Annotated in this window: 21 protein-coding genes and 1 pseudogene; 12 read left to right on the top strand and 10 right to left on the bottom strand. The window is 62.8% G+C overall.

Annotated elements, in window-relative coordinates; translation table 11 throughout:
• The 3 genes from NKG60_RS10270 to NKG60_RS10260 all read right to left on the bottom strand — a co-directional run bounded on the left by NKG60_RS10270 (position 1) and on the right by NKG60_RS10260 (position 3703).
• Entirely contained in the window at positions 1-2325 is a 2325-nt protein-coding gene (locus NKG60_RS10270) for an NADP-dependent malic enzyme (protein ID WP_352666471.1), read from the bottom strand.
• Positions 2326-2525: 200 nt separating this feature from the next.
• Positions 2526-2903 (bottom strand): hypothetical protein, encoded by a 378-nt coding sequence (locus NKG60_RS10265; protein WP_352666473.1) that lies wholly within the window; start codon positions 2901-2903, stop codon positions 2526-2528.
• A gap of 20 nt (positions 2904-2923) precedes the next feature.
• Positions 2924-3703 carry an SDR family oxidoreductase gene (locus tag NKG60_RS10260; protein ID WP_352666474.1) on the bottom strand — a complete coding sequence of 260 codons (780 nt, stop codon included), beginning with the start codon at positions 3701-3703 and terminating at the stop codon, positions 2924-2926.
• A 119-nt stretch (positions 3704-3822) separates the two neighbouring features.
• Here NKG60_RS10260 and NKG60_RS10255 point away from each other — a divergent pair, with 119 nt between their 5' ends.
• A complete protein-coding gene (locus tag NKG60_RS10255; protein ID WP_352666476.1) occupies positions 3823-4644 on the top strand; it encodes a UDP-2,3-diacylglucosamine diphosphatase in 822 nt (273 codons plus the stop codon).
• A 127-nt stretch (positions 4645-4771) separates the two neighbouring features.
• A complete protein-coding gene (locus NKG60_RS10250) occupies positions 4772-5989 on the top strand; it encodes an MFS transporter (protein ID WP_352974895.1) in 1218 nt (405 codons plus the stop codon).
• On the opposite strand, the pseudogene dgcA reads toward NKG60_RS10250, so the two are convergent.
• Positions 5960-6945 (bottom strand): annotated as a pseudogene (gene dgcA, locus NKG60_RS10245) (N-acetyl-D-Glu racemase DgcA). The gene NKG60_RS10250 and the pseudogene dgcA sit on opposite strands and share 30 nt — an antisense overlap.
• Positions 6946-7023: 78 nt before the next feature.
• Here dgcA and NKG60_RS10240 point away from each other — a divergent pair.
• The 4 genes from NKG60_RS10240 to NKG60_RS10225 are packed head-to-tail and all read left to right on the top strand — an operon-like array spanning position 7024 to position 11109.
• Positions 7024-8208, top strand: a complete 1185-nt coding sequence (locus NKG60_RS10240) for an ABC transporter permease (RefSeq protein WP_352666481.1) — start codon at positions 7024-7026, stop codon at positions 8206-8208.
• A gap of 1 nt (position 8209) precedes the next feature.
• Entirely contained in the window at positions 8210-9028 is an 819-nt protein-coding gene (locus NKG60_RS10235) for an ABC transporter ATP-binding protein (protein ID WP_352666483.1), read from the top strand.
• 13 nt (positions 9029-9041) lie between these two features.
• Positions 9042-10415 carry an MlaD family protein gene (locus NKG60_RS10230; RefSeq protein ID WP_352974893.1) on the top strand — a complete coding sequence of 458 codons (1374 nt, stop codon included), beginning with the start codon at positions 9042-9044 and terminating at the stop codon, positions 10413-10415.
• Positions 10416-10452: 37 nt separating this feature from the next.
• Positions 10453-11109: an ABC-type transport auxiliary lipoprotein family protein gene (locus NKG60_RS10225; RefSeq protein WP_352666609.1), complete on the top strand. Its 657-nt coding sequence runs from the start codon at positions 10453-10455 to the stop codon at positions 11107-11109.
• A 41-nt stretch (positions 11110-11150) separates the two neighbouring features.
• Here the strand turns inward: NKG60_RS10225 and NKG60_RS10220 are convergent, their stop codons facing one another.
• Both NKG60_RS10220 and NKG60_RS10215 read right to left on the bottom strand, forming a co-directional pair.
• Positions 11151-11336 carry a macro domain-containing protein gene (locus NKG60_RS10220; RefSeq protein ID WP_352666486.1) on the bottom strand — a complete coding sequence of 62 codons (186 nt, stop codon included), beginning with the start codon at positions 11334-11336 and terminating at the stop codon, positions 11151-11153.
• Between the two features lie 211 nt (positions 11337-11547).
• Positions 11548-18129 carry an apolipoprotein A-IV repeat region-like domain-containing protein gene (locus NKG60_RS10215; RefSeq protein WP_352865018.1) on the bottom strand — a complete coding sequence of 2194 codons (6582 nt, stop codon included), beginning with the start codon at positions 18127-18129 and terminating at the stop codon, positions 11548-11550.
• A gap of 284 nt (positions 18130-18413) precedes the next feature.
• Between NKG60_RS10215 and NKG60_RS10210 the strand changes: the two genes are divergently transcribed.
• The 3 genes from NKG60_RS10210 to NKG60_RS10200 all read left to right on the top strand — a co-directional run bounded on the left by NKG60_RS10210 (position 18414) and on the right by NKG60_RS10200 (position 20311).
• Positions 18414-18782 (top strand): Hpt domain-containing protein, encoded by a 369-nt coding sequence (locus NKG60_RS10210; protein WP_292660938.1) that lies wholly within the window; start codon positions 18414-18416, stop codon positions 18780-18782.
• A 97-nt stretch (positions 18783-18879) separates the two neighbouring features.
• Positions 18880-19200 (top strand): 2Fe-2S iron-sulfur cluster-binding protein, encoded by a 321-nt coding sequence (locus tag NKG60_RS10205; RefSeq protein ID WP_023674833.1) that lies wholly within the window; start codon positions 18880-18882, stop codon positions 19198-19200.
• A gap of 82 nt (positions 19201-19282) precedes the next feature.
• Positions 19283-20311 (top strand): NAD(P)/FAD-dependent oxidoreductase, encoded by a 1029-nt coding sequence (locus NKG60_RS10200; protein ID WP_352666488.1) that lies wholly within the window; start codon positions 19283-19285, stop codon positions 20309-20311.
• A gap of 27 nt (positions 20312-20338) precedes the next feature.
• Here the strand turns inward: NKG60_RS10200 and NKG60_RS10195 are convergent, their stop codons facing one another.
• Positions 20339-21820, bottom strand: coding sequence for an MDR family MFS transporter (locus tag NKG60_RS10195; RefSeq protein WP_352666489.1), 1482 nt, complete (start codon positions 21818-21820; stop codon positions 20339-20341).
• Between the two features lie 201 nt (positions 21821-22021).
• Positions 22022-22639, bottom strand: coding sequence for a DUF922 domain-containing Zn-dependent protease (locus NKG60_RS10190; RefSeq protein WP_352666491.1), 618 nt, complete (start codon positions 22637-22639; stop codon positions 22022-22024).
• A gap of 96 nt (positions 22640-22735) precedes the next feature.
• Between NKG60_RS10190 and folP the strand changes: the two genes are divergently transcribed.
• The 3 genes from folP to folK are packed head-to-tail and all read left to right on the top strand — an operon-like array spanning position 22736 to position 24452.
• Positions 22736-23581 carry a dihydropteroate synthase gene (gene folP / locus NKG60_RS10185; RefSeq protein WP_352666492.1) on the top strand — a complete coding sequence of 282 codons (846 nt, stop codon included), beginning with the start codon at positions 22736-22738 and terminating at the stop codon, positions 23579-23581.
• 3 nt (positions 23582-23584) lie between these two features.
• A complete protein-coding gene (folB, locus tag NKG60_RS10180; protein ID WP_023674838.1) occupies positions 23585-23944 on the top strand; it encodes a dihydroneopterin aldolase in 360 nt (119 codons plus the stop codon).
• Positions 23928-24452, top strand: coding sequence for a 2-amino-4-hydroxy-6-hydroxymethyldihydropteridine diphosphokinase (gene folK, locus NKG60_RS10175; RefSeq protein ID WP_352666494.1), 525 nt, complete (start codon positions 23928-23930; stop codon positions 24450-24452). Before folB ends, folK begins: the two co-directional genes overlap by 17 nt.
• A gap of 24 nt (positions 24453-24476) precedes the next feature.
• Here folK and NKG60_RS10170 read toward each other — a convergent pair whose 3' ends face one another.
• Positions 24477-25028 carry a DUF924 family protein gene (locus NKG60_RS10170; protein WP_502912302.1) on the bottom strand — a complete coding sequence of 184 codons (552 nt, stop codon included), beginning with the start codon at positions 25026-25028 and terminating at the stop codon, positions 24477-24479.
• A 17-nt stretch (positions 25029-25045) separates the two neighbouring features.
• Positions 25046-26881, bottom strand: coding sequence for a monovalent cation:proton antiporter-2 (CPA2) family protein (locus tag NKG60_RS10165; RefSeq protein WP_352865010.1), 1836 nt, complete (start codon positions 26879-26881; stop codon positions 25046-25048).
• Positions 26882-26958: the final 77 nt, after the last annotated feature.

Here is a 26958-nt window from a genome sequence, read left to right as displayed (position 1 = left end):
CTAGCCCAGTTCAACGATTGCCTGCGCCTTGTGCGCGGCTTCGACCACGGCCAGTGCGGTCATGTTGACGACGCCGCGCGACGTGACTGACGGCGTCAATATGTGCGCCGGGCTGTCGGTGCCGAGCAGGATCGGGCCGACATGCAGCGCGTCCATCATCGTGCGCAGTGCCGTCAGCGTGATGTTCGCCGAATCGAGATTGGGAAACACCAGCAGATTGGCTTCGCCCTTCAGCCGCGAATGCGGATAGACGCGTTGGCGCAGCTGTTCCGACAGTGCCGAGTCGGCATGCATCTCGCCGTCGCATTGCAGGTCGGGTGCGATGCGCGCCAGGATCGCTGCCGCTTGCCGCATCTTCATGGCGCTTGGCGAATCGCGGGAGCCGAAATCCGAATGCGACAGCAGCGCTGCCTTGGGCTCGATGCCGAAACGCTGAATCTCCTCGGCCGCCAAAACGGTCATCTCGGCAATCTCCTCGGCGGTCGGATCGACGGAGACATGGGTATCGGTAAGGAAAATGATGCCGCGCTGCGAAATCAGCATGGAAAGCGTCGACAGGTCGCGATCCCTAATGCCGGCGCGCGGCCCGATGATCAGCGTGACGTTGCGCAGATGGCGCTCGAAACGGCCTTCGAGGCCGCAGACCATGGCGTCGGCGTCGCCGCGCTTCAGGGCAAGGGCGGCGATCACCGTGTTGTCGGTGCGCACCATGGTGCGCGCCGCTTCCGTCGTCACCCCACGCCGGCCGGCAAGCTCGATCAAGAGATCGACATAATGGCGGTAACGCGGATCGTCTTCCGGGTTGATCAAACCGAAATCGACGCCCGGCTTGATGCGCAGCCCATAGCGTTTCAACCGCACCTCGATGACATGCGGGCGGCCGATCAGGATCGGTTCGGCAATGCCTTCCTCGAGCACGACTTGCGCGGCGCGAAGCACGCGCTCGTCCTCGCCGTCGGCATAAATGACGCGCTTGGCGCTCGACGTCTTGGCCATCGAGAACACCGGCTTCATGACCAGGCCGGAGCGGAAGACGAAGCGGTTCAGCTTGTCGATATAGGCGGCGAAATCGGTGATCGGCCGGGTCGCGACGCCGGTCTCGCAGGCTGCCTTGGCGACGGCAGGGGCGATGCGCAGGATCAGCCGCGGATCGAAAGGTGACGGGATCAGGAAGTCCGGACCGAAGATCGGCGTCTCGCCGGAATAGGCACGCGCGGCAACGTCGGATGGCTCTTCGCGGGCAAGCGCTGCAATCGCTCGCACGGCGGCCATTTTCATCTCTTCGTTGATGGCGCTTGCGCCGCAATCCAGGGCACCACGGAAGATGTAAGGAAAACAGAGTACGTTATTGACTTGATTGGGGAAATCGGAGCGGCCGGTGCAGATCATCGCGTCGGGTCGCGCCGCCCGTGCCGCTTCTGGCATGATCTCGGGATTGGGATTGGCCAGCGCCAGGATCAGCGGCTTGGGCGCCATGTGATGGAGCAGTTCCGGTTTCAGCACGCCAGCGGCAGACAGGCCGAGAAACACGTCGGCGCCGGGCAGAACGTCGGCCAGCGTACGCGCCTCGGTCTCCTTCACATAGGGGTCTTTCCAGCGATCCATCTCCTCGACGCGGCCCTTATGGGCGACGCCGAACCGGTCGGTGACCCAGATGTTTTCGACCCGCGCGCCGAGCGAGACCAGAAGGTTGAGGCACGCAAGCGCCGCAGCGCCGGCGCCCGACGTGACGATCTTGATGTCGGATATGGACTTGCCGGCGAATTCCAGCCCGTTAAGCACAGCGGCGGCGACGATGATGGCGGTACCGTGCTGGTCGTCATGAAAGACCGGTATGCCCATGCGGGCTTTCAACTGCTCCTCGACTTCGAAGCATTCGGGCGCCTTGATGTCTTCCAGGTTGATGCCGCCGAAGGTTGGTTCCAGCGCCGAGATCGTCTCGACCATGCGCTCGATGCCGGGTGCATCGATCTCGATGTCGAAGACATCGATGCCGGCGAACTTCTTGAACAGCACCGCCTTGCCTTCCATCACCGGCTTGGAGGCGAGCGGACCGATATTGCCAAGGCCCAGCACCGCCGAACCGTTGGTGACAACGCCGACAAGATTGGCGCGGGCTGTATAATCGGCGGCGGTTGCCGGGTCGTCGCGGATTTCAAGGCAGGGGGCGGCGACCCCCGGCGAATAGGCAAGCGCCAGGTCGCGCTGGTTGCCGAGCGGCTTCGTCGCCTGGATTTCAAGCTTTCCGGGACGGGGGTGCTTATGGAAATAGAGCGCTGCTTCGTCGAGGTCGGATCGGGCCGCCTTCTTGCTTTCGCCTGTCATGACGGCCGCCTCCTCAGTTCAGTCCGTTTGGTGTTTTGAGTCTCTTAGCATGCAGCCGAGGCTTTTCGAGAGGTGATATGTCGCAAGCGCGAGCTTATCGCTTTGCATCGCCGCCCGGCCTGTGTCTGACACTGAAGTGTCGGGACGGCAGGCGGGGGTGCCGCGGCGAGCTATGCCGCCGTCCTGTTCCAAAGCGGGCATTACTTTCCCGTCGAAAGGCGGCTCCGCAGGGCTTGCACATCTTCTCGCGAAAGGGGCGCGCTCTCGTCTGACAGGAAGAACAAAGCCTCCGAGACACCATCGTCCGCAAAGTTGAAGTCGTCGCTCATTATCAGTGCATCGGCGATGTAGGCAGCCGCTTGGACCGGCAGGATGCCGTCGGCCAGCCGACTAAGCAGCACGTCCACATGTTGACGATTAACGATCGTATCTGGTCCGTCAGTGATGATGACATGCCCCACGCAGCCAGGCGTAGTCGAGGCGGTCGCGCACTCGGTCACTTCGGTTTCGATCTCCTGCCAAAGTTCGTCGGCTGGTTTCTCGCCGTTGAGGAAGGATATGAGGGACGAATGTTGCATTGCGACCTTGTACTCCACCGCTAGAACGCGCTGACGTAGAGGCCGCCATCCACCGGTATGTTCTGCCCGGTCAGGTAACCGGCATGAACCGAGCACAGGAAGGCGCAGATCTGGCCGAATTCCTCCGGCGTGCCGAGTCGCTTGGCCGGAACATTGGCCGCGGCCTTGGCCTTGCGCGAGGCAGCGGCGGCCGGATCTTCGGGCGTGCCGGCCTCGTGCGGGCCGCGCAGCCGGTCGGTATCGAGTTTTCCCGGCAGCATGTTGTTGATCGTTACATTGCGGTCGATCACCGTCCGCGCGACGCCGGCCAGGAACGAAGTGAGGCCGGCGCGGGCGCCGGACGACAGGTCGAGGCCGGGGATAGGCACATAGACCGACAGCGAGGTGATGTTGACGATGCGGCCGAAGCCGCGCGCCGCCATGCCGTCGATTACCGCCTGAACCAGCTCGACAGGGGTCACCATGTTCTGGGTGACGCCTTCGAGGATCTTTGCCCGGTCGAGCGCGCGGAAATCGCGAAACGGCGGACCGCCATTGTTGTTGACGAGGATGTCGGGATCGGGGCAGGCGGCAAGCAGCGCCTTCTGGACGTCGGGGTTGGATACGTCGCCAACAATCTCGGTCACCTTGACGCCGAATTTCTCGCGCAGCTCGGCGGCGGTTTTGGCCAGCACGTCGGCGTTGCGGCCGTTGACGACAAGATCGCAGCCTGCCTCCGCCAGCGCCATGGCGCAGCCGCGCCCCAAGCCTTTGCTCGAAGCGCAGACGATGGCCTTCTTGCCGCGAATGCCGAGATCCATGGTGATTTTCTCCTCTGATTGCCGCGGCAACGTATCCGGATGGCTGGACCAATCGCAACCGTCATACGGTTGTTGCATGAATCGGGGCATAGCCTCACCGAAAGCAACGGTGACAAATAATGTCCGGCGCAGAGCCCCGCACTTTCCGCAGCATGTTCATCTCCGACGTCCATCTCGGATCGAAGGCGGCGAAGGCCGAGTTCCTGATCGATTTCCTGCGCCATCACGATGCCGATATCATCTATCTCGTCGGCGACATCGTCGACGGCTGGCGCTTGAGACGGAGCTGGCATTGGCCGCAGAGCCACAATGACGTCGTCCAGAAGTTGCTGCGCAAGGCGCGCAAGGGCGCCAACATCACCTACATCGCCGGCAATCACGACGAGTTCGCGCGCCAATTCCAGGGCGTTCATTTCGGCGGCATCGTCGTCGCCGACCGCGCCATCCATGAGACCGCCGATGGCAAACGCCTTCTTGTCATCCATGGTGACCAGTTCGACACCGTCGTCCACAATGCGCGCTGGCTCGCCTATCTCGGCGACTATGCCTATGACGCGGCGATGCTGGTCAACCGCGTCATCACGCGCCTGCGCCAAGTGCTCGGCCTGCCTTACTGGTCGTTCTCGTCCTGGGCCAAGGTCAAGGTCAAGAAGGCGGTGAACTTCATCGGCTCGTTCCAGACCGTGCTGACCGAGGAGGCGCGCCGCTCGCATGTCGACGGCGTGATCTGCGGGCACATCCACCATGCCGCGATCGAAAGCTACGAGGACGTGCAATACATCAACACCGGCGATTGGGTGGAGAGCTGCACGGCGGTGGTCGAGCATTTTGACGGCCGGATGGAGATCCTGCACTGGGCGCATGTCCTTCCGGAGGCTCCGGTCGGCAGCGAGGTGCTCGTGCCGATCGACATCAAGGGCAGGGCAGTCCAGGCGGCTTGACCAAATCCGGCCGCATCTCGCTTTAATCGGTTAGTCCAGCGGTTTCATCGACTTTTTCGCCGTGTTAAGCAGCGGCAGGTGTGGCGGGCCGACCCGGCTGAATGCCGTGCCGACGGATCGCCTGTTAATGTCCTCGCTGCCGCCGCTTTCGCCCGAACAGCTCGTCAAGCCACGCCATTTCGAACTGCGCATGAGCTTGATCTTCTTCACGCTCTTCGTTCCGCTCGGGACGCATGTGCCGTATTTCCCGCTGTGGCTGCAGGCGAAGGGGTTCCACGCCGAGCAGATAGCCGTGATCCTCGCCGCGCCGATGTTCCTGCGCGTGGCGACGACGCCTTTTCCTACCGCTCTGGCAGACAAAGCGAGCGACCGCGCCAATGTCTATGTTGCGCTGGTCGCCGCATCGTTGATCCTGTCCGCCGGCTACTTCCTGCCGCCGACCTACGCAATGGTACTTGCCGTATCCCTGGCGCTGACGGTCGTCTGGACGCCGCATTCGCCGATTGCCGATTCGCTCGCCCTTTCAGGTGTCCGCCGCTTCGGCTCGAATTACGCAAGCATGCGCAAATGGGGCTCGATCTCATATCTCTGCGCCAATCTCGCCGGCGGTTTCATCCTCTCGGCAAGCGGTGCCCAGGCTGTCCCGGTGATTATCTTCGCGGCGCTGTGTGCCGCGCTGGCCGCCGGACTGATCGCGCCGCGCCTCGGCCGTCCGCGCCGCGCCTCGCCGCTTTCGGCCGCCGATATGCAGCAATCGGCACCGAAACTCCTCAACCGGTACTTCCTCTATTTTTCGACAGGAGTCGGCGTCATCACCGCCAGCCACGCATTTCTCTACGGCTTCGTGTCGATCTACTGGAAGTCGATCGGCATCAGCGATTCGGTTGTCGGGCTGCTGTGGGGGTGGGGCGTCGTCGCCGAGATATGCATGTTCGTCGTCTTCACCCGGGCTTTCGCCTCCTTCTCGGTTGTCTCGATCATGCTGATTGCCGGGACAGGCGCGATCGTGCGCTGGATTGCTTTCCCTCTGATCTGGCCGCTTGGGCTTGGCGTTGGCGGGTTTTTCGCGATCCAGACACTGCACGCGCTTTCGGTGGCGCTCGTGCTGATCGGCCTGCAAAAGATGATCGGTGAGACAATCGCGGAAGAACGCACCGGGGCGGCGCAAGGCATCGCCTATTTCTCCAACGGCTTCTTCATGGCCGTGGCGACACTGATTTCAGGTCCTCTTTACGATCGCTTCGGCGCACACGGCTTTTTTGCCATGATCCCGATCGCCCTGACGGGCCTGGTGCTGATCGGACTTGCGGCGCGTTCAGCCCCACAGCGCCGGCTCGGGCGGTGACACCAGCGAACCCTGGTAGACGAGACCTGGAACGCGGTCGCGGGCCAACAGCAACGGACCATCGAGATCGACGAAATCGGCACCCTGCGCCAACAGCACGGCCGGCGCCATCGCAAGCGATGTACCGACCATGCAGCCGACCATGACGCCAAGACCCAGTTCGCGGGCGCGGTCGCGAAGCACGAGTGCAGCGGTCAGGCCACCCGATTTGTCGAGCTTGATGTTGACGGCGTCGTAAAGGCCGACAAGCGCTTCAAGGTCCTTCGCCTCGTGCACGCTTTCGTCGGCACAGATCGGCACCGGATGCGCGATGTGGCGAAGAATACCGTCATGTCCCGCCGGCAGCGGCTGTTCGATCAAGGCGATACCGTGCTCGGCGGCAAAGGCGAGGTTTGCGACGATATTGCCGTCATTCCAGCCCTCATTGGCGTCGAGAATGATTCGGCTGTCGGGTGCTGCGGCCGTCACTGCACGGATGCGGGCGATGTCGTTGTCGCCGCCGATCTTGACCTTGAGCAGCGGGCGCTGGGCGTTGGCGCGGGCTTGCGCCGCCATCGCCTCCGGCTCGGCGAGCGACAATGTATACGCCGTCTCAAGCACCCGTAACGGAACGGTTCGTATCGTATGCGCCACCGGCGTTCCGCTGATCTTCGCTTCCAGGTCCCAGAGCGCGCAGTCGATGGCGTTGCGTGCCGCACCCGCATGCATGGCATCGAGCAGGGCGATGCGGCTGATGCCGCGCGCGCGATCTCGCTGCGCATCGCCTCGATCGCGTCACGCACACCCTCCATGGTCTCGCCATAGCGCTTGTAAGGGACGCATTCGCCGCGCCCTGTCTGGCCGTTTTCGGCAATGGCGCAGGAAATCACCTCAGCTTCGGTCTTCGAGCCGCGCGAAATAGTGAAAGTTCCGGCGATGGGAAAGCGCTCGGCCTCGACCGAAATGACACGCGCCATATTTTTCTGCTCCGGCTGTGCAACAAGGAGGATGTCGGCAAATCGACAGGTCGGCCCCGTCAGGCTAAACAGGACGCCATGTTGACCATCCGCAAACGCGACGCAAGCGGCCCTGCCAAGGAGCCCGACCACCAGCCGCGCGTCGCGATCGGCGAGGAGGGCGGTGTTCTCGGCTGCGTTTTCTCGGGAACCTGGACGACACGCACCGTGGCTCTGGTCGATGCCGAGATGCGCAAGATCGAGAAGCGCAGCGGCTTCAAGACGCTGGCGCTCGACCTTTCAAAAATCGAGAAGATGGACACTGCCGGGGCGTGGCTGATCGACCGCCTGGTTAGCAGCTTCGAAAAGAAGGGCGTCGAGATCACGATGCAGGGGCAAAGCGAGATCGCCTCGATCCTGCTTGGCGCCGTCGGGGATGCCGTTCGACGGGAGCCCGAATCAGGTCCGGCAAAGCCGCCCAACTTCATCGTTCGTGGGCTCGAGGCGGTTGGCCGGCGTGTTTATGAGATGCGCGACGATTTCCTGGCCGCAATGAACATCCTCGGCGCCACGATACGCGGCTCGCAGATGAAGCTTGGGCGCGGCCATGGCGTCAATATGGCGGCGATCTTCAACCAGATCGATCGCATGGGCGTCGGCGCCATACCAGTGGTGGTGCTGATGTCGGCTATCGTTGGCGCAATCGTTGCCCAGCAAGGCGCCTATCAGCTCAGCTATTTCGGCGCCGACATCTTCGTCGTCGACCTGGTCGGCGTGCTGATCCTGCGCGAGCTCGGCGTGCTGATGACGGCGATCATGATCGCCGGCCGCTCCGGTAGCGCGATCACCGCCGAGATCGGCTCGATGAAAATGCGCGAGGAGGTCGATGCGCTGAAGGTCATTGGCCTCAATCCCATCGGCGTGCTGGTGTTTCCGCGGTTGGTCGCGCTGGTGATCGCACTGCCTTGCCTGACGATCATCGCCAACTTTGCCGCGCTCGGCGGCGGCATTCTGGCTGCATGGCTCTACTCCGATATTGCACCGGCAGCGTTCATCGACCGGCTACGTGTCGCAATCGACCTCAGCACCATCTTTGCCGGCCTGATCAAGGCGCCGTTCATGGCCATGATCATCGGCATAATTGCCTCGGTCGAGGGCATGAAGGTTGGCGGCAGCGCCGAATCGCTTGGCCAGCATGTGACCGCCTCAGTGGTGAAGTCGATCTTCGTGGTCATTATCCTCGACGGGCTTTTCGCCATGTTCTATGCAGCGATCGAGTTCTGACATGGCGCTGCCGGGCACAAACACGACCAAGGTGGCCGAGAAAGCGAAAGAAGACGAGATCGTGCTGTCGGCGCACGACATCACGGTGTCGTTCGCCGACCAGGTCGTTCTCGACAAATTGTCGCTCGATATCTGGCGCGGGGAGATTCTCGGCTTCGTCGGTGCCTCGGGTGCCGGCAAATCTGTTCTCTTGCGCACCATCCTTGGCTTGACGCGCAAGCAATCGGGAACAATCAAACTGTTCGGCGTCGACGTCGAGAAGGCAACCGAAAGGGAGCGCCTTCGCATCGACATGCGGCTCGGCGTGCTGTTCCAGCATGGCGCCCTTTTTTCAGCGCTGACGGTCCTCGAAAACGTTCAGGTGCCGATGCGCGAATATCTCGATTTGCCGAAGAAGCTGATGGACGAACTTGCCATGCTCAAGGTCGAGCTGGTCGGACTGCCTCCGGATGCGGCGCAAAAATTCCCCTCCGAGCTCTCAGGCGGCATGATCAAGCGTGCTGCGCTGGCGCGCGCCCTGGCGCTCGATCCGGATATCGTTTTCCTCGACGAGCCGACGTCCGGGCTTGATCCGATCAGTGCGGCTGAGTTCGACGAATTGGTCGTCAAGCTGCGCGATACGATGGATTTGACCGTGTATATGGTCACGCACGATCTCGACACGCTGTTTACGGCGTGCGACCGCGTGGCGGTGCTTGGCAACAAGAAAGTGCTGGTCGAGGGCACGATCGACGACATGCTCAGGAGCGAGGAACCCTGGGTAAAATCCTATTTCCGCGGAAAACGCGCCCGGCAACTTGATCTTGCGGCGCGCGCATAGCCATAAGTGAGCAATGGAAACCAGGGCCAACTACGTCATTGTCGGCATTTTCACGCTGGCCGCGATCCTCGCGGCTTTCGCTTTCGTCTATTGGACGGCGGCAATCGGCGAAAAGGGTGAGACGACGGTGCTGCGCGTGCGCATTCCAGGCTCCGCTTCGGGGCTCGGTCGTGGCAGCTTCGTGCTGTTCAACGGCGTCAAAGTCGGCGACGTGCGCCGTGTCTATATCGACGTCGACAATCCGACCGCTGCCATCGCCGACACCGAAATAGACCGGAATACGCCTATCACCAAGTCGACGCAGGCCGATATCGGGCTTGCCGGCCTCACCGGCCAGGCCAACATCGAGCTCAAGGGCGCCGACCCCAAGGAGCCAAAACTCCTCGACGAGGCGGAAAAGGAAGGCCGTGTCGCCGAGATCGTTGCCAACCCGTCGGCGGTCACCAACCTGCTGCAGACGGCGCAGAACATCTTCACCCGCGCCGACAAGGTCCTTTCGGAGCTCGAAGGCTTCACCAAGGATGTTCGCGGGCCGCTGACGCAGACCGTCACCAATGTCCAGACCTTCTCCGACGCACTGGCCAGGAATGCGGACGGCGTCGACAAGTTCCTGGCCAGCGTCAGCTCGCTGGCGGACGAACTGAAGGGTGTTTCGGGCAAGCTCGACGGCACGCTGAAGGCGGCGGAAGGGCTACTCAACGCCGTCGACAAGGACCAGATCAAGAGCATCGTCGCCAACGTCGACACGGTCACCGCTAATCTCAAGGGAACCAGCAAGCAGTTCGACACGGTCATCAAGAACGTCGACACGGCGGTCGGCTCGATCAACGACTTCGCCCAGAAGACGCAAGGCACGCTGGCCAAGGTCGACGGCGTTCTCGACGGCATCGATCCGGCTGAGGTTCGCACCGCGCTGGCCAATATCCAGAAGGCCAGTGAAAACGCCAACGAGGCTGCCGCCGACATCGCCAAGGTGACCAACAAGTTCGCCAACCGAGCCGACGACATCGACGAAACCATCAAAGACGCGCACCAGCTCGCAGGACGCCTCAACGATGCCTCGGTGCGAGTCGACGGTATCCTTGCCAAGGTCGACAAACTGCTCGGCTCCGGCCAGGCCGACGGCGTCATGGCCGACGCGAGAGCGACGCTGAGATCATTCAAGCAGGTCGCCGATACGCTGAACGCCCGCCTCGGTACCATCACCGACAATCTGGCGCGATTCTCGGGACAGGGGCTGCAAAACGTCGAAGCGCTGGTCCAGGACAGCCGTCGTTCGATCACCCGCATCGAAGAGGCGGTAACCGATCTCAGCCGCAACCCACAACGGATCTTGTCCGGCGGCGAGGGCGAGGTCCGGCAGTTCGACGGCAGGGTGCGCCGTTGACTTCGATCCCCGACCACCGCAAGAACATAGCTTGCAGATGCGCGTTGTTTCCACGATCCGGGGGGGATCGCGTTTGAAGTCGATCAGTTCAGGCAGCATCACATCGGGTGGGTCTAAGGTTGGGGCGGTGTTGCTGGCGCTTTCGCTTGCAAGCTGCGCGGCCTTGCCGGGCGGCGGACCGGCGCCGTTGGATACGTTCGAGCTTTCGGCGCCGTCGCTGGAAGCGCGTGCCCACAGCCGTCGCCAGATCCTCATCGCCCAGCCATCGGCGCTCAAGGCGCTGGATAGCCAGAACATCGTCATCAAGCCATCGCCGCGATCGATCCAGTATCTCAAGGGCGCGCAATGGGCCGACCGGCTGCCGATGATCGTACAGGCGCGGCTGGCAGAGACGTTCCAGCGCTCGGGCAGCTTCACCGGCGTCGGCAAGCCAGGCGAGGGGCTGGCGATCGACTATCAGGTGATCGTCGAGATCCGCTCGTTCGAGGTGCGTGTCGATGGCGGCCAACATGCCGAGGTCGAGCTGTTCGTGCGCCTGTTGAACGACCGCAACGGTGAAGTGCGCGCTTCGAAGACGTTTAGCGCCATCGCGCCCGTTTCGGGCAATGGCAACCAGGCCTATGTCGGCGCGCTCGATGCCGCGTTCGGCGATGCGGCCGGGCAAATCGTCCGCTGGACCGACACTGTGATCTAAACCGGGCTAGCTGCTATGAAGCGGCCAAAGACCGAAGCAACTCACGGAGCATATTCGACGAGCGTGTGATCTTCGCCCGCAAGCTCGTCATCGATGATTGAGCCTATGATTTCCCAATCACCTCCAGCCAGCCCCGCGCCAATTTTCGGGTAGCCGATTCTTTTGCCCGCGAATCTGCCTTTGACTGCCTGCATGACTTTTCGGATTGCCTGGTAGTCAGCCTTCACGCCTTTGCCCTGCCAATGGAACTGAGAACGTTCCGTCGAGCGCAAGCTGAAGTAGATCGCCGCGAATTGTCTGCATTGCACGACATCCCGGCCTCAACTCCTGCGCGTAAACATCCGACCAGATCAGATGATTTGCGCAGTGGGACAATCTTTTCAATATCGGGTCTAAACTGAAAGGGCAGAACGCCCTTCCAGTTTTCCTGTCGCCCGCTTAGTGCAGGCGGCCGCTGGCGTGGGCCAGCATGGTGTAGACCTTGCCGGTATCCGAAGTCAGGTAGGTCTGTGCCATGATGTTGTCGCGGTCGTTGCGCGACACGTCCTTGAGCAGCTTTTCGAAATCGTCGCAGTAACGATCGACAGCAGCGCGGAACTCCGCCTCCGACTGATACTTGCGGCGGATCTCGTCGAACGTCTGCTGGCCCTTCAGCGTGTAAAGACGGCGCGTGAAGACGTCGCGCTCGCCGCGCCGGTAGCGGTTCCACAGCTCGATCGAGGCATCGTGATCGATGGCGCGGGCGATATCGACAGAGAGTGAGTTCAGCGATTCCACGACATGAAGCGGCGAACGCGCAGCGGGAGCCGGGCGCGGCGCTTCGGCAGCCGCCGCCGGTTTGGCGTCGTCTTCGCGCGATGCACCGGTCAGGAGGTCGCGCACCCAGCCGCCCTGCGGCGTACGGCCGTTGGGGTCGCGCTGGCGCGGCGCTTGGTCCGCGGGACGTTCGAGGTCGAGCGTGCCGCGTAGCGCCGTCTCGCCCGAAGGCGCCTGCGGCGGACGGCGCTGTTCGGGAGCCGGAGCCGGGCGACGTGGCGGTTCAGCAGCGCGTGCGGCAGGCGCTTGCGGCGCCGGACGCAGGTTGCGCTGTTCCGAGCTGTCGGTGCTGCGGCCAGATTTGGCAACGATTTCAGAAAGTTCCTTCAGCGCGTTGATCTGCTCGGAAACGGCACGGCGGATAGCCGTGGTTGATTCCTTTGCCTCTTCCGGCATCTCGATGACGCCTTTCTTAAGCTCGGCTCGGGTGAGGTCGAGCTCGCTCTTGATCGAGCCGGCGGTGCGCCGCATCTCCTCGGTCGCATCGGCAAAGCGCTTGGTGGCCGAATCGACCACTTCGGAAATCGCGGTACGGATCTTGTCGGCGGACTCCAGCGTCTTGCCTTCGGCGTTCTGCAGCGTCTGGCCGACCAGATTCTCGAACGAGCGCATGACCCTTTCGAGATCTTCCGACTTCTTGACAAGGCCGACGGCGAGGTCCTCCAGCGACGATTGCCTTTCGAGCGTGTGCTCGAGATTGCTCTGGGCCGAGCTCAACAGGTCCGAGGCACTGGAAAGCAACCGGCTGTGCTCGTCGAACTTGGTCGCGATTGAAGCAACCTCGCGCAAGGTCGACGACGACAGCTCGGTGAGCCGCGTCGTGTTCGAATCGACCAGACGCGCCGAACTGGCGAAGGTCTGCGCGGTCTTTTCCGTGGTCGCCGCGAAGCTTTGCGTGCTGCCGGTCAGGCGTTCGTCGACCTGGCCGAGATTGGTCGCCGCCTGCTCGATCAACTGACCGAGCTGCGAGCTGGAGGTGGTCATGCGGCCGATGAGGTCGGCAACGCTGTCGGCAAGCGTCGAGCGCGCACCTTCGACGGCCGACAGAGTTTCGGCCGTACGGCTGGCGAGGGCGTCGACGAGGGCAGCGTTTTGAGTGCGCAGCTTCTCGGTCGCACGTTCGGTGACCTCTTCCATGCTCTTTTGCAGCTCGGAGCCGCCCTGGGCGAAGCGCTCGACCAGAGGCCGTGCCGTCTCGTCCAGGATTTTCGATATTTCGGCCGAACGTGCCGCAAGCATCGTACTGAGCTCGCGAGTATTGGCACCGATGGTCTTTGCAGCGTCGTTGGTGCTCTGGCCGATATGCTGGCCGACCGCGGTGAAGGTTTCGGCGATCGTGTTGGCACGCGAGACCAGCTGCGCCTCGGCATTCGAAACCTGTTCGTTGAGCTTTTGGCCCATTGTCTCGGCGGAGTAGGCGAGGCGGTTCTCGACGCTGGCGACCTGCTCCTCGACGCGGGCGGCTGTAACAGCAGCACTCGATGCCAGGCGTTCGTCGGCACCGGCAAGCACCTGCTCGATCTCACGGGCATGGACGGCGAGTTCCTGGCCAGTCTGCCTGGCGCGTTCGGCAACCCGCTGCTCGGTGCTGGTGAAGGCGCCGACAATGGTGTCGGCATGTTCGCCGATGGCGGTGCTGCTGTCGGCGATACGGGACACCAGGCGATGATCCGCCTCCTCGAAGATGCGGCCGATCTCGGACGCGCGGGCCGAAAGTGCTTCGGACCCTTCTGCAATGCGCGAGATAAGTTGCTGGTCGGCGGCATCGAAAATGCGACCGAGGTCCGACGCGCGTGCCGCGAGAGCTTCGGCGGATTCGCCGATGCGCACGCCCAGCCGCTCGTCGGCTGTTTCGAAATTGCGCAGGATGTCGCCGGCACGTGCAGCCAGCGACTGGGCCGTTTCGATGGCGCGAGAGACCAGCCTATGGTCCGCCGCGTCGAAGGTGCCGGCAATCTCACTTGCTCTGGCTGCCAGCTGATCGGCCGTCTCCTGGGCACGCGCAAGCAAGGTGTTCGACGTGTCGTCGACGCGGGCAATCAGTGCGCTCGACGTATCCTCGGCGCGCGCGGCGAGGCGACGATCCGCCTCTTCAAAGGTGCGGGCGATGTCCTCCGCCCTGGCGAGCAGGGCCGCCGAGGTCTGCTCGGCGCGCTCGGCGATCTTGCGGTCGGCATCGCTGAATGCCGCGCCCGCCTGCTCATGCAGTGCGCTGGTGACTTCCATGACCTTTTCGCGCAGCGCCCCGGCGACGAAGACCGCGCTTCTTTCGAGCACACTGCGAACGTTGTCGACACCCGTCGACAGCGCCCGCTCCATGGTGCTGGCGCGCTCCTCGATGACGCCTGTCTGCCGGCTGAACACCTGCTCGATCTTTTCTACGTCGGCAGCGATTGCATCGGAGATGTCGGTGCTCCTGGCGGCGATCTGGTCGATATGGCCGGACAGCGAACGGTCGACATCCTTGCGCGTTTCGGCGAGCCTGGAGAGATCGTCCTGCAATGCGCGGGTCAGCATGTCGCGGCCCTCGCTCAGCTTGCCGACATGACCGGCGACGATCTCGTCGACCTCGCTGCGGCTCACTGCAAGCCTTTCCAGGTCGGCTTCCAACGCGCGCCTGAGGATGTCGCGGCCTTCCGCCAGTTTCTCGACCTGGCCGGCGACCAGCCCATCGATGCTCGAGCGGCTTTCGGCCAGCTTGGCGAGATCGTCCTCGAGCGCCTTCGACAGGGTCGAGCGGTCCTGGACGAGCTTCTCTGCGTGGGTTGCGACAAGGCTGTTGACGTTACCGAGATCGGCTTCCAGCGCACGCGAAAACTGCGCGCGATTATCAGTCAATAGCTGCGATTGGTCGGCGATGGCGCCCCTGATCGTGTTGAGATCCGCCTCCAAGGCGCGCTTGAGGATGTCGCGGCCTTCGGCCAGTTTCTCGACCTGGCCGGAAACCAGTCCGTCGATGCTCGAGCGGCTTTCGGCCAGCTTGGCAAGGTCGTCTTCCAGCGCCTTGGTCAAGGTTGAGCGATCTTCCGCCAGTTTCTCGGACTGGCCCGCAATAACATCCTTGATGGTCTTGAGATCGGCCTCCAAAGCGCGCTTGAGAATGTCGCGGCCTTCGGCCAGTTTCTCAACTTGGCCGGAAACCAGTCCGTCGATGCTCGAGCGGCTTTCGGCCAGCTTGGCAAGATCGTCTTCCAGCGCGCGCTTCAGGATGTCGCGACCCTCGGCCAGCTTCTCGACCTGGCCGGAGACCAGCCCGTCGATGCTCGACCGGCTCTCTGCCAGCCTGGCGAGATCGTCCTCGAGCGCCTTCGACAGGGCCGAACGGTCCTCGGCGAGCTTGTTCATATGATCGGAGACGACGCCCCGCACGGCCTCGAGATCGGTCTCCAGTGCCCGCGACAGCTGACCGCGATCCTCCGCCAGCTTCTCGGATTGACTGGCGATGACACTCTTGACGGTGCTCAGATCGGCTTCGAGCGCGCGCTTGAGGATGTCGCGGCCTTCTGCCAGCTTTTCGACCTGGCCGGCAACCATCACATCGATGCTCGAGCGGCTTTCGGCCAATTTGGCGAGATCGTCTTCGAGCGCCTTCGAAAGGGTCGAACGGTCCTCTGTGAGCTTGTTCATGTGATCGGAGACAACGCCCCGCACAGTCTCCAGGTCGCTCTCCAGTGCCCGTGACAGCTGGCCACGGTCTTCCGCCAGCTTTTCGGACTGGCTGGCGATGACGCCCTTGACCGCGTTCAGGTCCGATTCAAGCGCGCGCTTGAGGATGTCGCGGCCTTCGGCCAGCTTCTCGACCTGGCCGGCAACCAGCCCATCGATGCTCGACCGGCTTTCCGCCAACTTGGCAAGATCGTCTTCAAGCGTCTTCGAGAGCAGGCTGCGGTCATCGGCGAGCCTGCCAGAATGATCGGCGATCAGGCTCCTGATGTCGGACAGGTCGTTATCGAGCGACTGGGAAAGGCCGCTGCGGTCTTGCGCCAATTTGGCCGAATGCGCCTCGATGAGGCCATTGATGCCGGCGATGTCGGCTTCCAGCGCACTGGCGAGTATGGCGCGGCCCTCGGCGATCTTTTCGACTTGACCGGCGACTAGGCCGTCGATGCTGGCGCGACTCTCTGCCAGCTTGCCGAGGTCGGCCTCGAGCGCGCGCGAAAGGATGCTGCGGCCTTCGGCGAGCTTGCCGACGTGCCCGGCAACCATTTCATCAATTATCGTACGAGCTTGCACGAGTTTTCCAGAGTCTTCGTTCAAGGCCTGGGCAAGCCTGTTGCGACCCTCTTCAAGGCTTTCGAGATGGCTGCCCAGCGAAGCGTCGATCGCTGCGCGCGATTCGTTGACCTTGCGCAGATCCTCCTCAAGGGCACGCGAGATAAGGCTGCGGCCTTCGGCAAGCTTCTGCACCTGGTTGGCCACCGCTGCGTCGATTTCGGCGCGACCCTCGGCGAACTTCGCCAGATCGGCCTGCATTGCCGCCGCCATCCGGTCGCGGCTTTCGGAAAGCTTGTGGCTGTGGTTTTCGACGGCTTCCTCGATGCCGGCGCGAGCCTCGGCAAGCCGCTGGATGTCCGTATCGAACGAACGCGATACGACATGGCGCGCCGCCTCCATGCGCCCGGCGAAATCGCCGGCGCGGGCCTCAAGCATCGTCGAGGTCGATGAAATGATGTCGGCCATGTCGGCGCCGATCTGGGTCTTGCCCTGATCGATCATTGCCGACAGCGTCTCCTTGCTATCCTGGAAGGTGTGGGCGATTTCGCGCGCGCGCTCGACCAGCGTCTCGTTGATCTGGCGTGCGCGAGCCTCCAGCGCGGCGTTGAGCTTCTGCGTACCGGTGTCGAGCGCCTCGGCGCGGGTCTGGAATTCGCTGATCAGCGCCTGGCCACGTTCGGCAAGCGTCCGCTCGATGCCGTTGAGGCTGGCTTCGAATTCGGAATTAAGTGTGCGGGCAGCACCGCCGAGCAGCGACACCATGCCGCTCGTGCGGTCGTCGAGCAGGTCGGTCAGCGACCGCGTCAGGCCATCGGTGGTGTCCGTCAGCTTGGCGATGCGGGTGTCGAGCAGGCTGGCGAAGGCCTCGCCCGACGTCGACAGCCGATCGGTGATCGATTCGAGCCGGCCTTCCACCGAATCGAAGATCGACATCGAGCTTCCGTTGATCCTGTCGATCAGCGTGTCGCCGGATTCATTGATCGTCATCGACAGCTTGGTCGAGGCGTTGAGAATGCTGTCGCGAATGATATCGCTGGCGGCGTTGATCTCGTCTTTCAGCGTCTCGTGGGCGCCGGTGATCGAGGCGCGCACGCGCTCGGCATGGGTGACGACCGCTTCGCGCTCACTGCCCAGCCCGTCGACCAGCGAGCGGATGCGGGACTCGTTCTCCGAATAGGAGCGCTCGATCTGGTTCACCTCGCTGTGAACCAGCGTTTCGAGCTCGACGGCACGCGCAAGCGTGCGTTCGATGCCTTCGCCCATGGCCGCCACCTCGCGGCGAACCGCTTGGCCGATCATCATGACGCGATCTTGGGCAAGATTTTCCGGCTCGGCCAGACGGAAGGCCACCTCGGTCATCGACTGCGCGGCAAGGCGCATCTCCTGAGCGCGGCGAATCATCACTGCGAATGCCCAGAACAGGATGACGGGCACGATTGCCGCGACCGCCAGGCCGATCAGTTCGGGACGGGCGAAAAACTGATCGAAGGTGCGGATGTTCCAGATGCCAGGTCCGAACAACAGGTTCGCAAGGCCGCCGGCGCCGGCGATCCAGGCCAGCGAAACGAAAGCCACGACCCAATAGATCGTGTTCGAGGCGCGCCGATTGAGGGTGTGCAGGAGCGTCTTATAGTCTTTTTGACGATCGTCGTTGGCCGGCGAGAAAGCTGCCGGCTGCGAGCCATTGCGCGTTGCGACAGGACGCAACTCAGCCGGCTTGGCCTTTGGCGCGGAATTTGCGTTCTGGCTTTGATTGGCGGCTGGTGCCGCGTTCTGGGGCTGGTCCGGGGCAGGCGGTTCGTTCTGGCTGCGACCTTCGCGCGCCAGCTCGTCGGCGGCTTGCGATATTTGCGCTTCCAGATCTTCCATGGATGCCGCCATGTCGAAGTCGCCGCCGGCATCGCCGCTCAGATCGATATCAAGTGCCTTTTCGAGTTCCCTGGCTACGTCGCTGTCGAGCGTTCTTGTCGTCGTTGGTTTCTTCGCCATGCCTTCGCTACCCTGTACAAGCTGCGGCGGGACTTATGGTTCTGCTTATTGATTCTGCCTAGCGTGTCCCGCGCAGGAGGCTGAAAATGGACCTGTCGTATCGTAATGACACAGCCGGGTAAAGAAAACATGCATTCCGGCCGATACGTAAAACTTTAAATATAAGGTTAACACAGCCGTGATTCCGGCGCCGTTATCGCGACATTTTTCCGGGCCAATCATTAACCCGTTGTCCACTGGATACGCCTATTTTTGCGGCGGTCGAAGAGCGGAGTCTCAAAGTGATACGTGGCGAAAACGGCATTGCCTTCTCGATGCCCGGCGGCGACGTGTCGGGAACGGCCGGGGCGCGGCCGATCGACCTGGCGCATCTTGCGCGCCAGACGATGGGCGATCGGAGCCTCGAGCAGGAGGTGCTGGCTCTGTTCGTGCAGCAGGCGTTGTCGGTGCGCGACAAGATCGTCGATGCGGATGTTAGACAGCGGCTGCTATTGGCACACGGGCTCAAAGGCTCGGCGCGCGGGGTCGGCGCCTTTGCCATTGCCGATTGCGCCAGCGCGATCGAATGCCGGCCAGAAGACGCCAGCACGCTGAAGCGGCTTGGCTCGCTGATCGAAGAAGTGCGGGATTTCGTCGCCGCCATCAGCCGATAGGACTTATCTCCAAAACGCCACGCAGCGGCGCTTTCGCGCCGCAGTTGACTTGTCCGGCAGAGTGATTATGTCGGCTCAGACTCCCTTCAGGTGACAAATGACCAAGCTGACCTTCATCGCCCATGACGGCACGCATTTTGACGTGGATGCCGAAAACGGCTCGACCGTCATGGAAAATGCGATCCGCAATGCGGTGCCGGGAATAGAAGCGGAATGCGGCGGCGCCTGCGCCTGCGCGACCTGCCATGTTTATGTCGACGAAGCCTGGACGGCGGAGGTCGGCGAGCCGGAAGCCATGGAAGAGGACATGCTGGATTTCGCCTACGAGGTCCAGCCGAACTCACGGCTGTCATGTCAGATCAAGGTGCGCGACGCCCTCGACGGGCTGGTCGTGCGCGTGCCGGCCCGCCAGGGCTGATGCCGATTTTTGCCGCTGCCGCTTGGCAGCGGGCCAATGGTCATGCAGTGTCGCGCCGTTTTCCCATAAAGGCGCATGCTTCATGACTGCTATCACCAAGACGGACGTACTCATTGTCGGGGCAGGGCCAGTCGGCCTGTTTGCGGTATTCGAGCTCGGCCTCTTCGACATGAAGTGCCATCTGATCGACATACTCGACCGGCCCGGCGGGCAGTGCGCCGAACTCTACCCGGAAAAGCCGATCTACGACATTCCGGGCTGGCCCTCGATCTCGGCGCAAGGTCTGGTCGACAAGCTGCTTGAGCAGATCGCGCCGTTCAAGCCCGAATTCACCTATAACCGCATGGTTTCGAGCCTGGAAAGACTGGAGGACGGCAGCTTCCGCGTCACTTCCGACGAAAACGAGGTGTTCGAAGCCAAAATTGTTGTGATCGCCGCTGGCGGCGGCTCTTTCCAGCCGAAGCGGCCGCCGATTCCGGGCATCGAACCCTATGAAGGCAAGAGCGTGTTCTACTCGGTGCGCCGGATGGAGGACTTTCGCGGCCATGACCTCGTCATCGTCGGCGGCGGCGATTCGGCGCTCGACTGGACGCTGAATCTGCAGCCGGTGGCCAAGAGCGTGACGCTGGTGCACCGGCGGCCCGAATTCCGTGCAGCGCCCGACAGCGTCAACAAGATGTATGCCATGCAGGAGATGAAGCAGCTGGAATTCCAGGTCGGACAGGTGACCGGCCTGACCGGCGCCGACGGCCATCTCGCCTCCGCCATCATCAAAGGGCCGGAGGGCGATATCGAAGTGCCGTGTACGCGGATGCTGCCGTTTTTCGGCCTGACGATGAAGCTCGGCCCAATCGCCGAATGGGGCCTCAATCTCCACGAGAACCTGATCCCGGTCGACACCGAAAAATTCCAGACGTCGGTGCCCGGCATCTTCGCCGTCGGCGACATCAACTGGTATCCCGGCAAGCTGAAGCTGATCCTGTCGGGTTTCCATGAGGTCGCCTTGATGGCGCAAGCAGCCAAGCGCATCGTCAGCCCCGGCGAGCGCATTGTATTCCAGTATACGACCTCGTCGACCAGTCTGCACAAGAAGCTCGGCGTGCTCGACTGAACCTCGCTATACGCTCGTCGGGCCGGTCTACTCCGCCAGGGCTGGGGCCACAGCCTCGGCATGGCCGCGAAGCGTTTTTTCCGGCATCAGCCAGAGCGTGATGAACGACAACAGCAAGGTCGCGGCCGCGGCAAGAAAGATCATCACGAACGGCATGGCCGAGGCGATATGGCCGGCCGGCTGCGTGCCTTCGCTGGCCAGCGGCAGCCCATAACCAAGGGCGACGGCACCGAGCATAGCGACGCCAAGCGCGCTGCCCAGCGAGCGCAGGAACGTGAGCACGCCGGTCGCCACGCCAAGGTGCATACGATCGACGGCGTTCTGGACCGAGACAGTGGCAACCGGAAAGGTCGTGCCTGTGCCCAGCCCTATGCAGGTCGTCAACACCTCGACAAGCAATAGCGAGGCATGCCCGGCGACCAGGCTGAGCACGCCGAGGCACAGGATCGAGAAAACAGTTCCGATCATGGCGATGCGCTTATAGTGGAAAAAGCGCGGGATCATTCGCGCGCTGAATGTCGCACCGGCCACCGTGCCGAGCATCAGCCCAAGCAATGCGGTGCCCGATTCGCTGACCGACAGGCCGACGACCGATTGCAGGTAGACCGGCAGATAGACCGACAAGCCGACATTGGCGGCCTGCAGCAGGAACATCGACAGCGTGCCGGCGAGAACGATCGGATTGCCGAGCACTTCGAGCGAGATCAGCGGTTCGGCCGCGCGCATCAGCCGCAGCGCGAACGCGCTCCAGAACACCGCCGAGCAGGCGAGCAGTCCAAGGATTTCAGGCGACAGCCACCGATACTCGCTGCCGCCCCAGTTCAAGGCAAGCAGCAGCAGCGAGGTGGCCGCGACCAGAAGCAGCGCGCCGAGGCCGTCGATGCGGTGATGTTTTGCGGCGATCGGCAGCTTCTTGAGCGGGTTGTTGATGATCGCCATCGCTAGCAGGCCGAGCGGAATGTTGATCCAGAAGATCAGCGACCAATGCAGATGTTCGGCGAAGGTGCCGCCGAGCAGCGGCCCGGCGATGCTGGCGACAGCCCAGGTGCCTGAGATCCAGGCGGCGTAGCGAGCTCGCTCGCGCGGCGGCACGAGGTCGCCGATCACGGTCTGCGTCAGGGCGAAAAGACCGCCGCCACCGGCGCCCTGGATCGCCCGGCCGACAACCAGGACCAGCATGTTGGGCGCCGTGGCGCTAACCAGCGACCCGGCGAGAAAGATCAGGATTGCAGCATAGACGGTCGGCCGGCGACCATAAATGTCGGAGATCTTGCCGTAGAGCGGCGCCACGGCGGTCGCGGTCAGCAGATAGCCGGTCACGATCCATGGCAGATATTCGGCATGCCCGAGCAGACGTGCCATCGTCGGCATCGCCGGCGCAACGATGGTCTGGTCGAGCGCCGCCAGCAGCATCGACAAAAGCACGCCGCCGATGATGGCGTTTTTCTCGGTTTCGGTCAGCGGCGCGCTGGTTTCCACCATCGCTTGCTTGTCGACAGCCTGGTCCATATCTGTTCATCCATTATGCCTGCGTGCACTTCCGCGACGGGCTGGGAAGCATCCAGTACGCCGATTGGCGTTTGCCGGAGGCTGATCCCTGCGAACCTGGCATATGTCGTTCGCTATAGGCCGATTTCGACAGCGGCTCGAAAGTTTTCCGAAGCTGGCACTATGTTTCGGCAAAATTGGCTTTGTCCAACGACGCGGAGTTCAGCCGGGTGCGAGCCGGCCGTTCTCAACGCGCTCGATGCGATAGTGCAGAAGCCGCAGGATGCGGCTTTGGAAATTGACGCTTTCCACACGATCGAAGCGCATCTGGTCCTGGTCGTGCTTGGCGAGCATGGCCGCCGTGATTTTCGCGGCCTTGGCTTTGGCCAGTTCGCAGGTGTTTTCCGGGTAGCTCGCCTTCAAGGCGTCTTCGAGTTCGCGGCCATGGTTCTTGGCAATCTCGACGTGGCGTTCCTCATGGCGCTTGATGTCGGCGGACAACGTATCCCAGAACAGCCTGACGCCGGCATCGGCTTTGCGCGGGCGGCGCCACTGCGGAAGGATCACCTTGACCTTGACGGTGACGACAGCGTCGGCAATCCAGCACGAGCCCGGCTTCTGCGCATAGCTGACGCGGGTGGTGAACGCCATTTGGGTAGCGCCTGGATGCCGCGACCCGGTGCTTTTCACCTGAGGCCCGAGTTTCGACAGCTGGGTCTCGATGTCGTCGAGCGTCCTGCCGCCGATCGGGAAATAGCTATATGTCTTGACGAGAGTTGCAGCGCCGGCCGGGAATGCGGTCAGAGCGAGCATCAGGGCGCAGAGGAGGGATCGTTTCATCGTGTTGCCTCTTTGCCCACCTTGCTTTACCGCCGTCTCCGGCGCAACGGAATTGATCCCCGGCCACGCCGCGGGATCGAACATGGTTGATGGGCAATGATGACAGGGCGATGGCAGTTGGCGCACGGACGCCATCTCGACCTTGGCGGCAAGGCCGTGGTCGTCGGCATCCTCAACATCACGCCTGACAGTTTTTCCGACGGCGGCCTGTTCGATGTGCCGGAAAAAGCGGTGGCCCAGGCGCGCCGCATGGTGGAGGAGGGCGCCTCCGTCATCGACATCGGCGGAGAATCGACACGTCCCGGGGCGTCTGCGGTCTCCGCAAAGGAAGAGCAGGCCCGCATATTGCCGGTCATCGAGGCGCTCGCGACGTCTGGCGGAACGCTGATCTCGGTAGATACCTACCGCGAGGACACGGCCCGGCTTGCCGTCCAAGCCGGCGCGCATATCGTCAATGACGTCTGGGGCCTGCAGCGCGAACCGGGCATTGCCCGCGTCGCGGCGGAAACCGGCGCCGGGCTTGTCATCATGCACACGGGACGGGACCGGCAGAAACTGCCCGACGTGATTGCCGATCAGCTCTTCTTCCTCAGGAAGTCGCTGGAAATCGGGCGGCGGAGCGGTGTTGCCGACGACCATATCGTGCTCGATCCAGGCTTCGGCTTCGCCAAGGAGACGGCAGCGGAAAACCTTGACCTGATGGCACGGTTTTCCGAGCTTCGTGCGCTAGGTTTTCCACTGATGGCCGGCACATCGCGAAAGCGCTTTATCGGCACCGTCACCGGCCGCGACGCAGCCGCAAGGGGCGCCGGAACCGCGGCCACCAGCGTCATCCTGAGGCTCAAAGGCGCGCATCTCTTTCGCGTCCACGATGTCGCAATCAACGTGGATGCGTTGGCCATCGCCGATGCTATGCTGGCACGTGAGATCGGGGAAAGCTGAGCCATGTATGTCATCCGCATGAAAAACTGCGCCTTCTTTGCCCGGCACGGTGTGCTGGACGAAGAAGAGACGCTCGGCCAGCGCTTTTATGTCGATGCGGCACTCACGGTGGATCCCGGGCGAGCGCTGGTCGAGGATTCCATCGAGGACACCGTCAATTACGGCATCGCTTTTGCGGTCATCGAGAAGATCATTACCGGCGAGCGGCGCTTTCTGATCGAAGCGCTGGCGCTCGAAGTGGCGAGGGCGCTGACGGCTCGGTTTCCGCAGATCAAAAAGGCCGAGATCACGGTGCGCAAGCCGAACGCTCCGGTGCCGGGTGTGCTCGATCATGTCGAGGTGACCGTTGTCTGGCCAGAATAGCAATAGCAGTAACACTGTCTATCTCAGCCTCGGCGGTAATCTCGGTGATCCGGCGAAGTCGATGGCTGCGGCACTGGGCATTCTGGATGCCGACGAGAGCACGCGCGTCGTTGCCGTTTCGTCGCTCTACCGGACGCCGCCCTGGGGCAAGCTCGATCAGCCGGATTTCCTCAACGCGGCGGCCGAAATCTCGACCGCGCTCGCGCCGCGGGCTTTGCTCGACCTTTGCCTCGACGCCGAGCGAAAACTGAAGCGGGTGCGCGAGGAGCGCTGGGGTCCACGCCTGATCGATATCGACATTCTGGTGTTCGGCGACCGCATCATCCACGAGACCGGACTGGAGGTGCCGCATCCGCGCATGCTGGAGCGCGCCTTCGTGCTGGCACCGCTGGCAGAAATTGCGCCGGAGCTTGTGGTCGACGGCAAGAGCGTGTCGGAGCGGCTGGCCGCCGTCGACACATCGGGCATTGAACGGCTGCCGTCGGGCCGGGATTGGTGGAAGGCTTAACGCTGCCGCCATCGATGCCCGAAGTCAGCCAGAAAACCCACCTCCGTCGAGGAACATTTGTTCGTCCGGTGTCGTCTCGCGGCCAAGCATCCTGTTTCGATGCGGAAAGCGGCCGAAGCGCTGGATGATGTCGCGATGCTCGATCGCATATTTCAGATAGGCCGGGGCTTTGGCGGCGGTAAGCTCCACCGATTTGAGCTGATCGGCGAGGTCCTCCGAATGCTCATAGGGCAGATAGAGAAAAACGCGGAGCTCTTCGTCGAGCGCCAGGTCATGGCCGGCAGCGATCGCCTTCCCGGCGAAATGCCGCGCCAGCGGGTCCGTGGCGTACATGTGGCCGGTGCCGCGAAAGCAGTTTCGCGGAAACTGGTCGAGCAGGATCATCAGTGCGAGCGACCCTTCCGCGTGTTCGGACCAGCCGTCGCATTCGCGGCGGGCGGCGGCAAAATGCAGATCGAGAAACCGGGTGCGGAAGTCGGCATCAAAGGCGTCGTTCTTCTCGAACCACGCGTCCTCCCCTGCGTCGCGCCAGAATCCGCTGACGGAGAGAGCGCGCTCGTCCAGTTCGTTCATCATTCGCGTCTTTCCAGGGTTTAATCGGCCGGCTCGGATTTCTGCAGCACGCCGGCGGTCTCTTCGTTGAGCGCCTGGCCCGCGCGCCGTGGCGTGCTGAGCGGCGTCGGGATGGGCGTGCCGATATTGCCTTTGAGGAAGCGCCGTCCGGCGCGGATGCCTTCGGCCTGTTGAAGTTCGAAACGGGCAGCGTCGCGGCGGCGGACGTCCTCGACTACCTCGGCGACCTCTTCCGGGTCGACGCCGAGAGCTTCCAGTGTCGAGCCGCCGAAGACAAGCGCCGATTCGAACGTCTCGCGGAGCTGATAGTCGACGCCGGCACGAATGAGCTGCAACGCCGTGCCGCGGTCGAAGGCCCGCGCCAGCACTGTCAGCAAGGGAAACTCCGCCTTGATCAGTTCCGCGATGCGCACGGCGGCATCGGGCTTGTCGACGCAGATCAGCACGGCGCGTGCGCGCCCGGCTCCCGCGGCACGCAGGATGTCAAGCCGCGTGCCATCGCCATAATAGACCTTGAAGCCGAAATCGGCTGCCGCCTGGATCATCTCGACCTCATTATCGATGATCGACACATCAATCCCGCGCAACAAAAGCGGCTGGCTTGCGATCTGGCCGAACCGGCCAAAGCCGATGATCAGCACGCTGCCGGTCAGGCCTTCGGCGACATCGACGCCTTCAAGCGACTGCTCGTCACGCGGTGTCAAATACCGCAGGGCTATGATTGCCAACGGCGTCAGCACCATGGAAATGATGACGATGGCGGTCAGCATCGCATTGGCCTGGCTGTCGATGATCCCGACCGCTGCCGCAGCGGAATAGAGGACGAAGGCGAATTCGCCGCCTTGCGCCATGAAGACCGCGCGCTCGAGCCCTTCCCGGTGGCCGGTTTTGAGGACGCGGGCGACGATATAGATGCCGATCGCTTTCATCACCATGTAGGCGACGACATAGATGGCAATGAGCTGCCAGTTGACGACGACCACATGCAGGTCAAGCGACATGCCGACGGCTAGGAAGAACAGCCCGAGCAGAATGCCGCGGAACGGTTCGATGTCGGCCTCCAGCTGGTGGCGGAAGGTCGATTCCGACAAAAGCACGCCGGCCAGGAAGGCGCCCATCGCCATCGACAGGCCGGAAAGCTGCATGGCGAGCGCTGACCCGAGAACGACCAGAAGGGCGGCAGCGGTCATCACCTCACGGGCGCGCGCATCCGCCAGGATACGAAAGAACGGATTGAGCAGATAGCGCCCGGCAAGCACCAGCCCGACGATCGCGGCGAGGCCGATGCCGACCTCCGTCAACCGATCCGACAGGCTCATATCGGCGCCGCCCGGCGCGAGGAAAGCGATCAGCGCCAGCAATGGCACGATGGCCAGGTCTTCCAAGAGCAGGATCGAGACGATGCGCTGGCCCTTGGGCGTGGCCAGTTCGCCGCGTTCTTCCAGCAATTGCATGACGATTGCCGTCGAGGTGAGCACGAAACCGGCGCCGGCGACGAAGGATTGCGCGATAGGAAAACCTCCCGCCAGCCCGACGCCGGTCAGCAGGACCGCGCAGACGCCGACCTGCAGCGCGCCAAGCCCGAAAATCTCGCGGCGCATGCCCCATAGCCGTGACGGCTGCATCTCCAGCCCGATGATGAACAGGAACATGACGACGCCGAGTTCGGCGACATGAAGGATGGCTTCCGATTCGGAAAAGATGCGCAGTCCGAACGGGCCGATCACGACGCCGGCCGTCAAATAGCCAAGGATGGAGCCAAGTCCGATGCGCCTGAAGATGGGTACCGCAACGACGCCGGCGGCAAGCAGCGCCACCACCTGGATCAGATCGCTGTTCGATGCCTCTGCCGCCATGCCTGCCATTCCGCTCTCTTGCAACAAGCGGCCAAGATAGGGGCTTCGGGGCGGATCGAACAGTGCGAATGCGGCGC

The organism is Mesorhizobium sp. M1428, from assembly GCF_040317515.1.
Classification (GTDB): Bacteria; Pseudomonadota; Alphaproteobacteria; order Rhizobiales; family Rhizobiaceae; genus Mesorhizobium.
This window is presented reverse-complemented; position numbering and strand designations above follow the sequence as displayed.

Coding starts and splice junctions, on each gene's coding strand:
- NKG60_RS10255 (WP_352666476.1), top strand. CDS start 3,823: ATGTCCGGCGCAGAGCCCCGCACTTTCCGCAGCATGTTCATCTCCGAC.
- NKG60_RS10240 (WP_352666481.1), top strand. CDS start 7,024: ATGTTGACCATCCGCAAACGCGACGCAAGCGGCCCTGCCAAGGAGCCC.
- NKG60_RS10190 (WP_352666491.1), bottom strand. CDS start 22,639: ATGAAACGATCCCTCCTCTGCGCCCTGATGCTCGCTCTGACCGCATTC.
- folP (WP_352666492.1), top strand. CDS start 22,736: ATGATGACAGGGCGATGGCAGTTGGCGCACGGACGCCATCTCGACCTT.
- NKG60_RS10200 (WP_352666488.1), top strand. CDS start 19,283: ATGACTGCTATCACCAAGACGGACGTACTCATTGTCGGGGCAGGGCCA.
- NKG60_RS10165 (WP_352865010.1), bottom strand. CDS start 26,881: ATGGCGGCAGAGGCATCGAACAGCGATCTGATCCAGGTGGTGGCGCTG.
- NKG60_RS10225 (WP_352666609.1), top strand. CDS start 10,453: ATGCGCGTTGTTTCCACGATCCGGGGGGGATCGCGTTTGAAGTCGATC.
- folB (WP_023674838.1), top strand. CDS start 23,585: ATGTATGTCATCCGCATGAAAAACTGCGCCTTCTTTGCCCGGCACGGT.
- NKG60_RS10265 (WP_352666473.1), bottom strand. CDS start 2,903: ATGCAACATTCGTCCCTCATATCCTTCCTCAACGGCGAGAAACCAGCC.
- NKG60_RS10250 (WP_352974895.1), top strand. CDS start 4,772: ATGTCCTCGCTGCCGCCGCTTTCGCCCGAACAGCTCGTCAAGCCACGC.
- NKG60_RS10205 (WP_023674833.1), top strand. CDS start 18,880: ATGACCAAGCTGACCTTCATCGCCCATGACGGCACGCATTTTGACGTG.
- NKG60_RS10170 (WP_502912302.1), bottom strand. CDS start 25,028: ATGATGAACGAACTGGACGAGCGCGCTCTCTCCGTCAGCGGATTCTGG.
- NKG60_RS10235 (WP_352666483.1), top strand. CDS start 8,210: ATGGCGCTGCCGGGCACAAACACGACCAAGGTGGCCGAGAAAGCGAAA.
- NKG60_RS10195 (WP_352666489.1), bottom strand. CDS start 21,820: ATGGACCAGGCTGTCGACAAGCAAGCGATGGTGGAAACCAGCGCGCCG.
- NKG60_RS10260 (WP_352666474.1), bottom strand. CDS start 3,703: ATGGATCTCGGCATTCGCGGCAAGAAGGCCATCGTCTGCGCTTCGAGC.
- NKG60_RS10215 (WP_352865018.1), bottom strand. CDS start 18,129: ATGGCGAAGAAACCAACGACGACAAGAACGCTCGACAGCGACGTAGCC.
- NKG60_RS10270 (WP_352666471.1), bottom strand. CDS start 2,325: ATGACAGGCGAAAGCAAGAAGGCGGCCCGATCCGACCTCGACGAAGCA.
- NKG60_RS10230 (WP_352974893.1), top strand. CDS start 9,042: ATGGAAACCAGGGCCAACTACGTCATTGTCGGCATTTTCACGCTGGCC.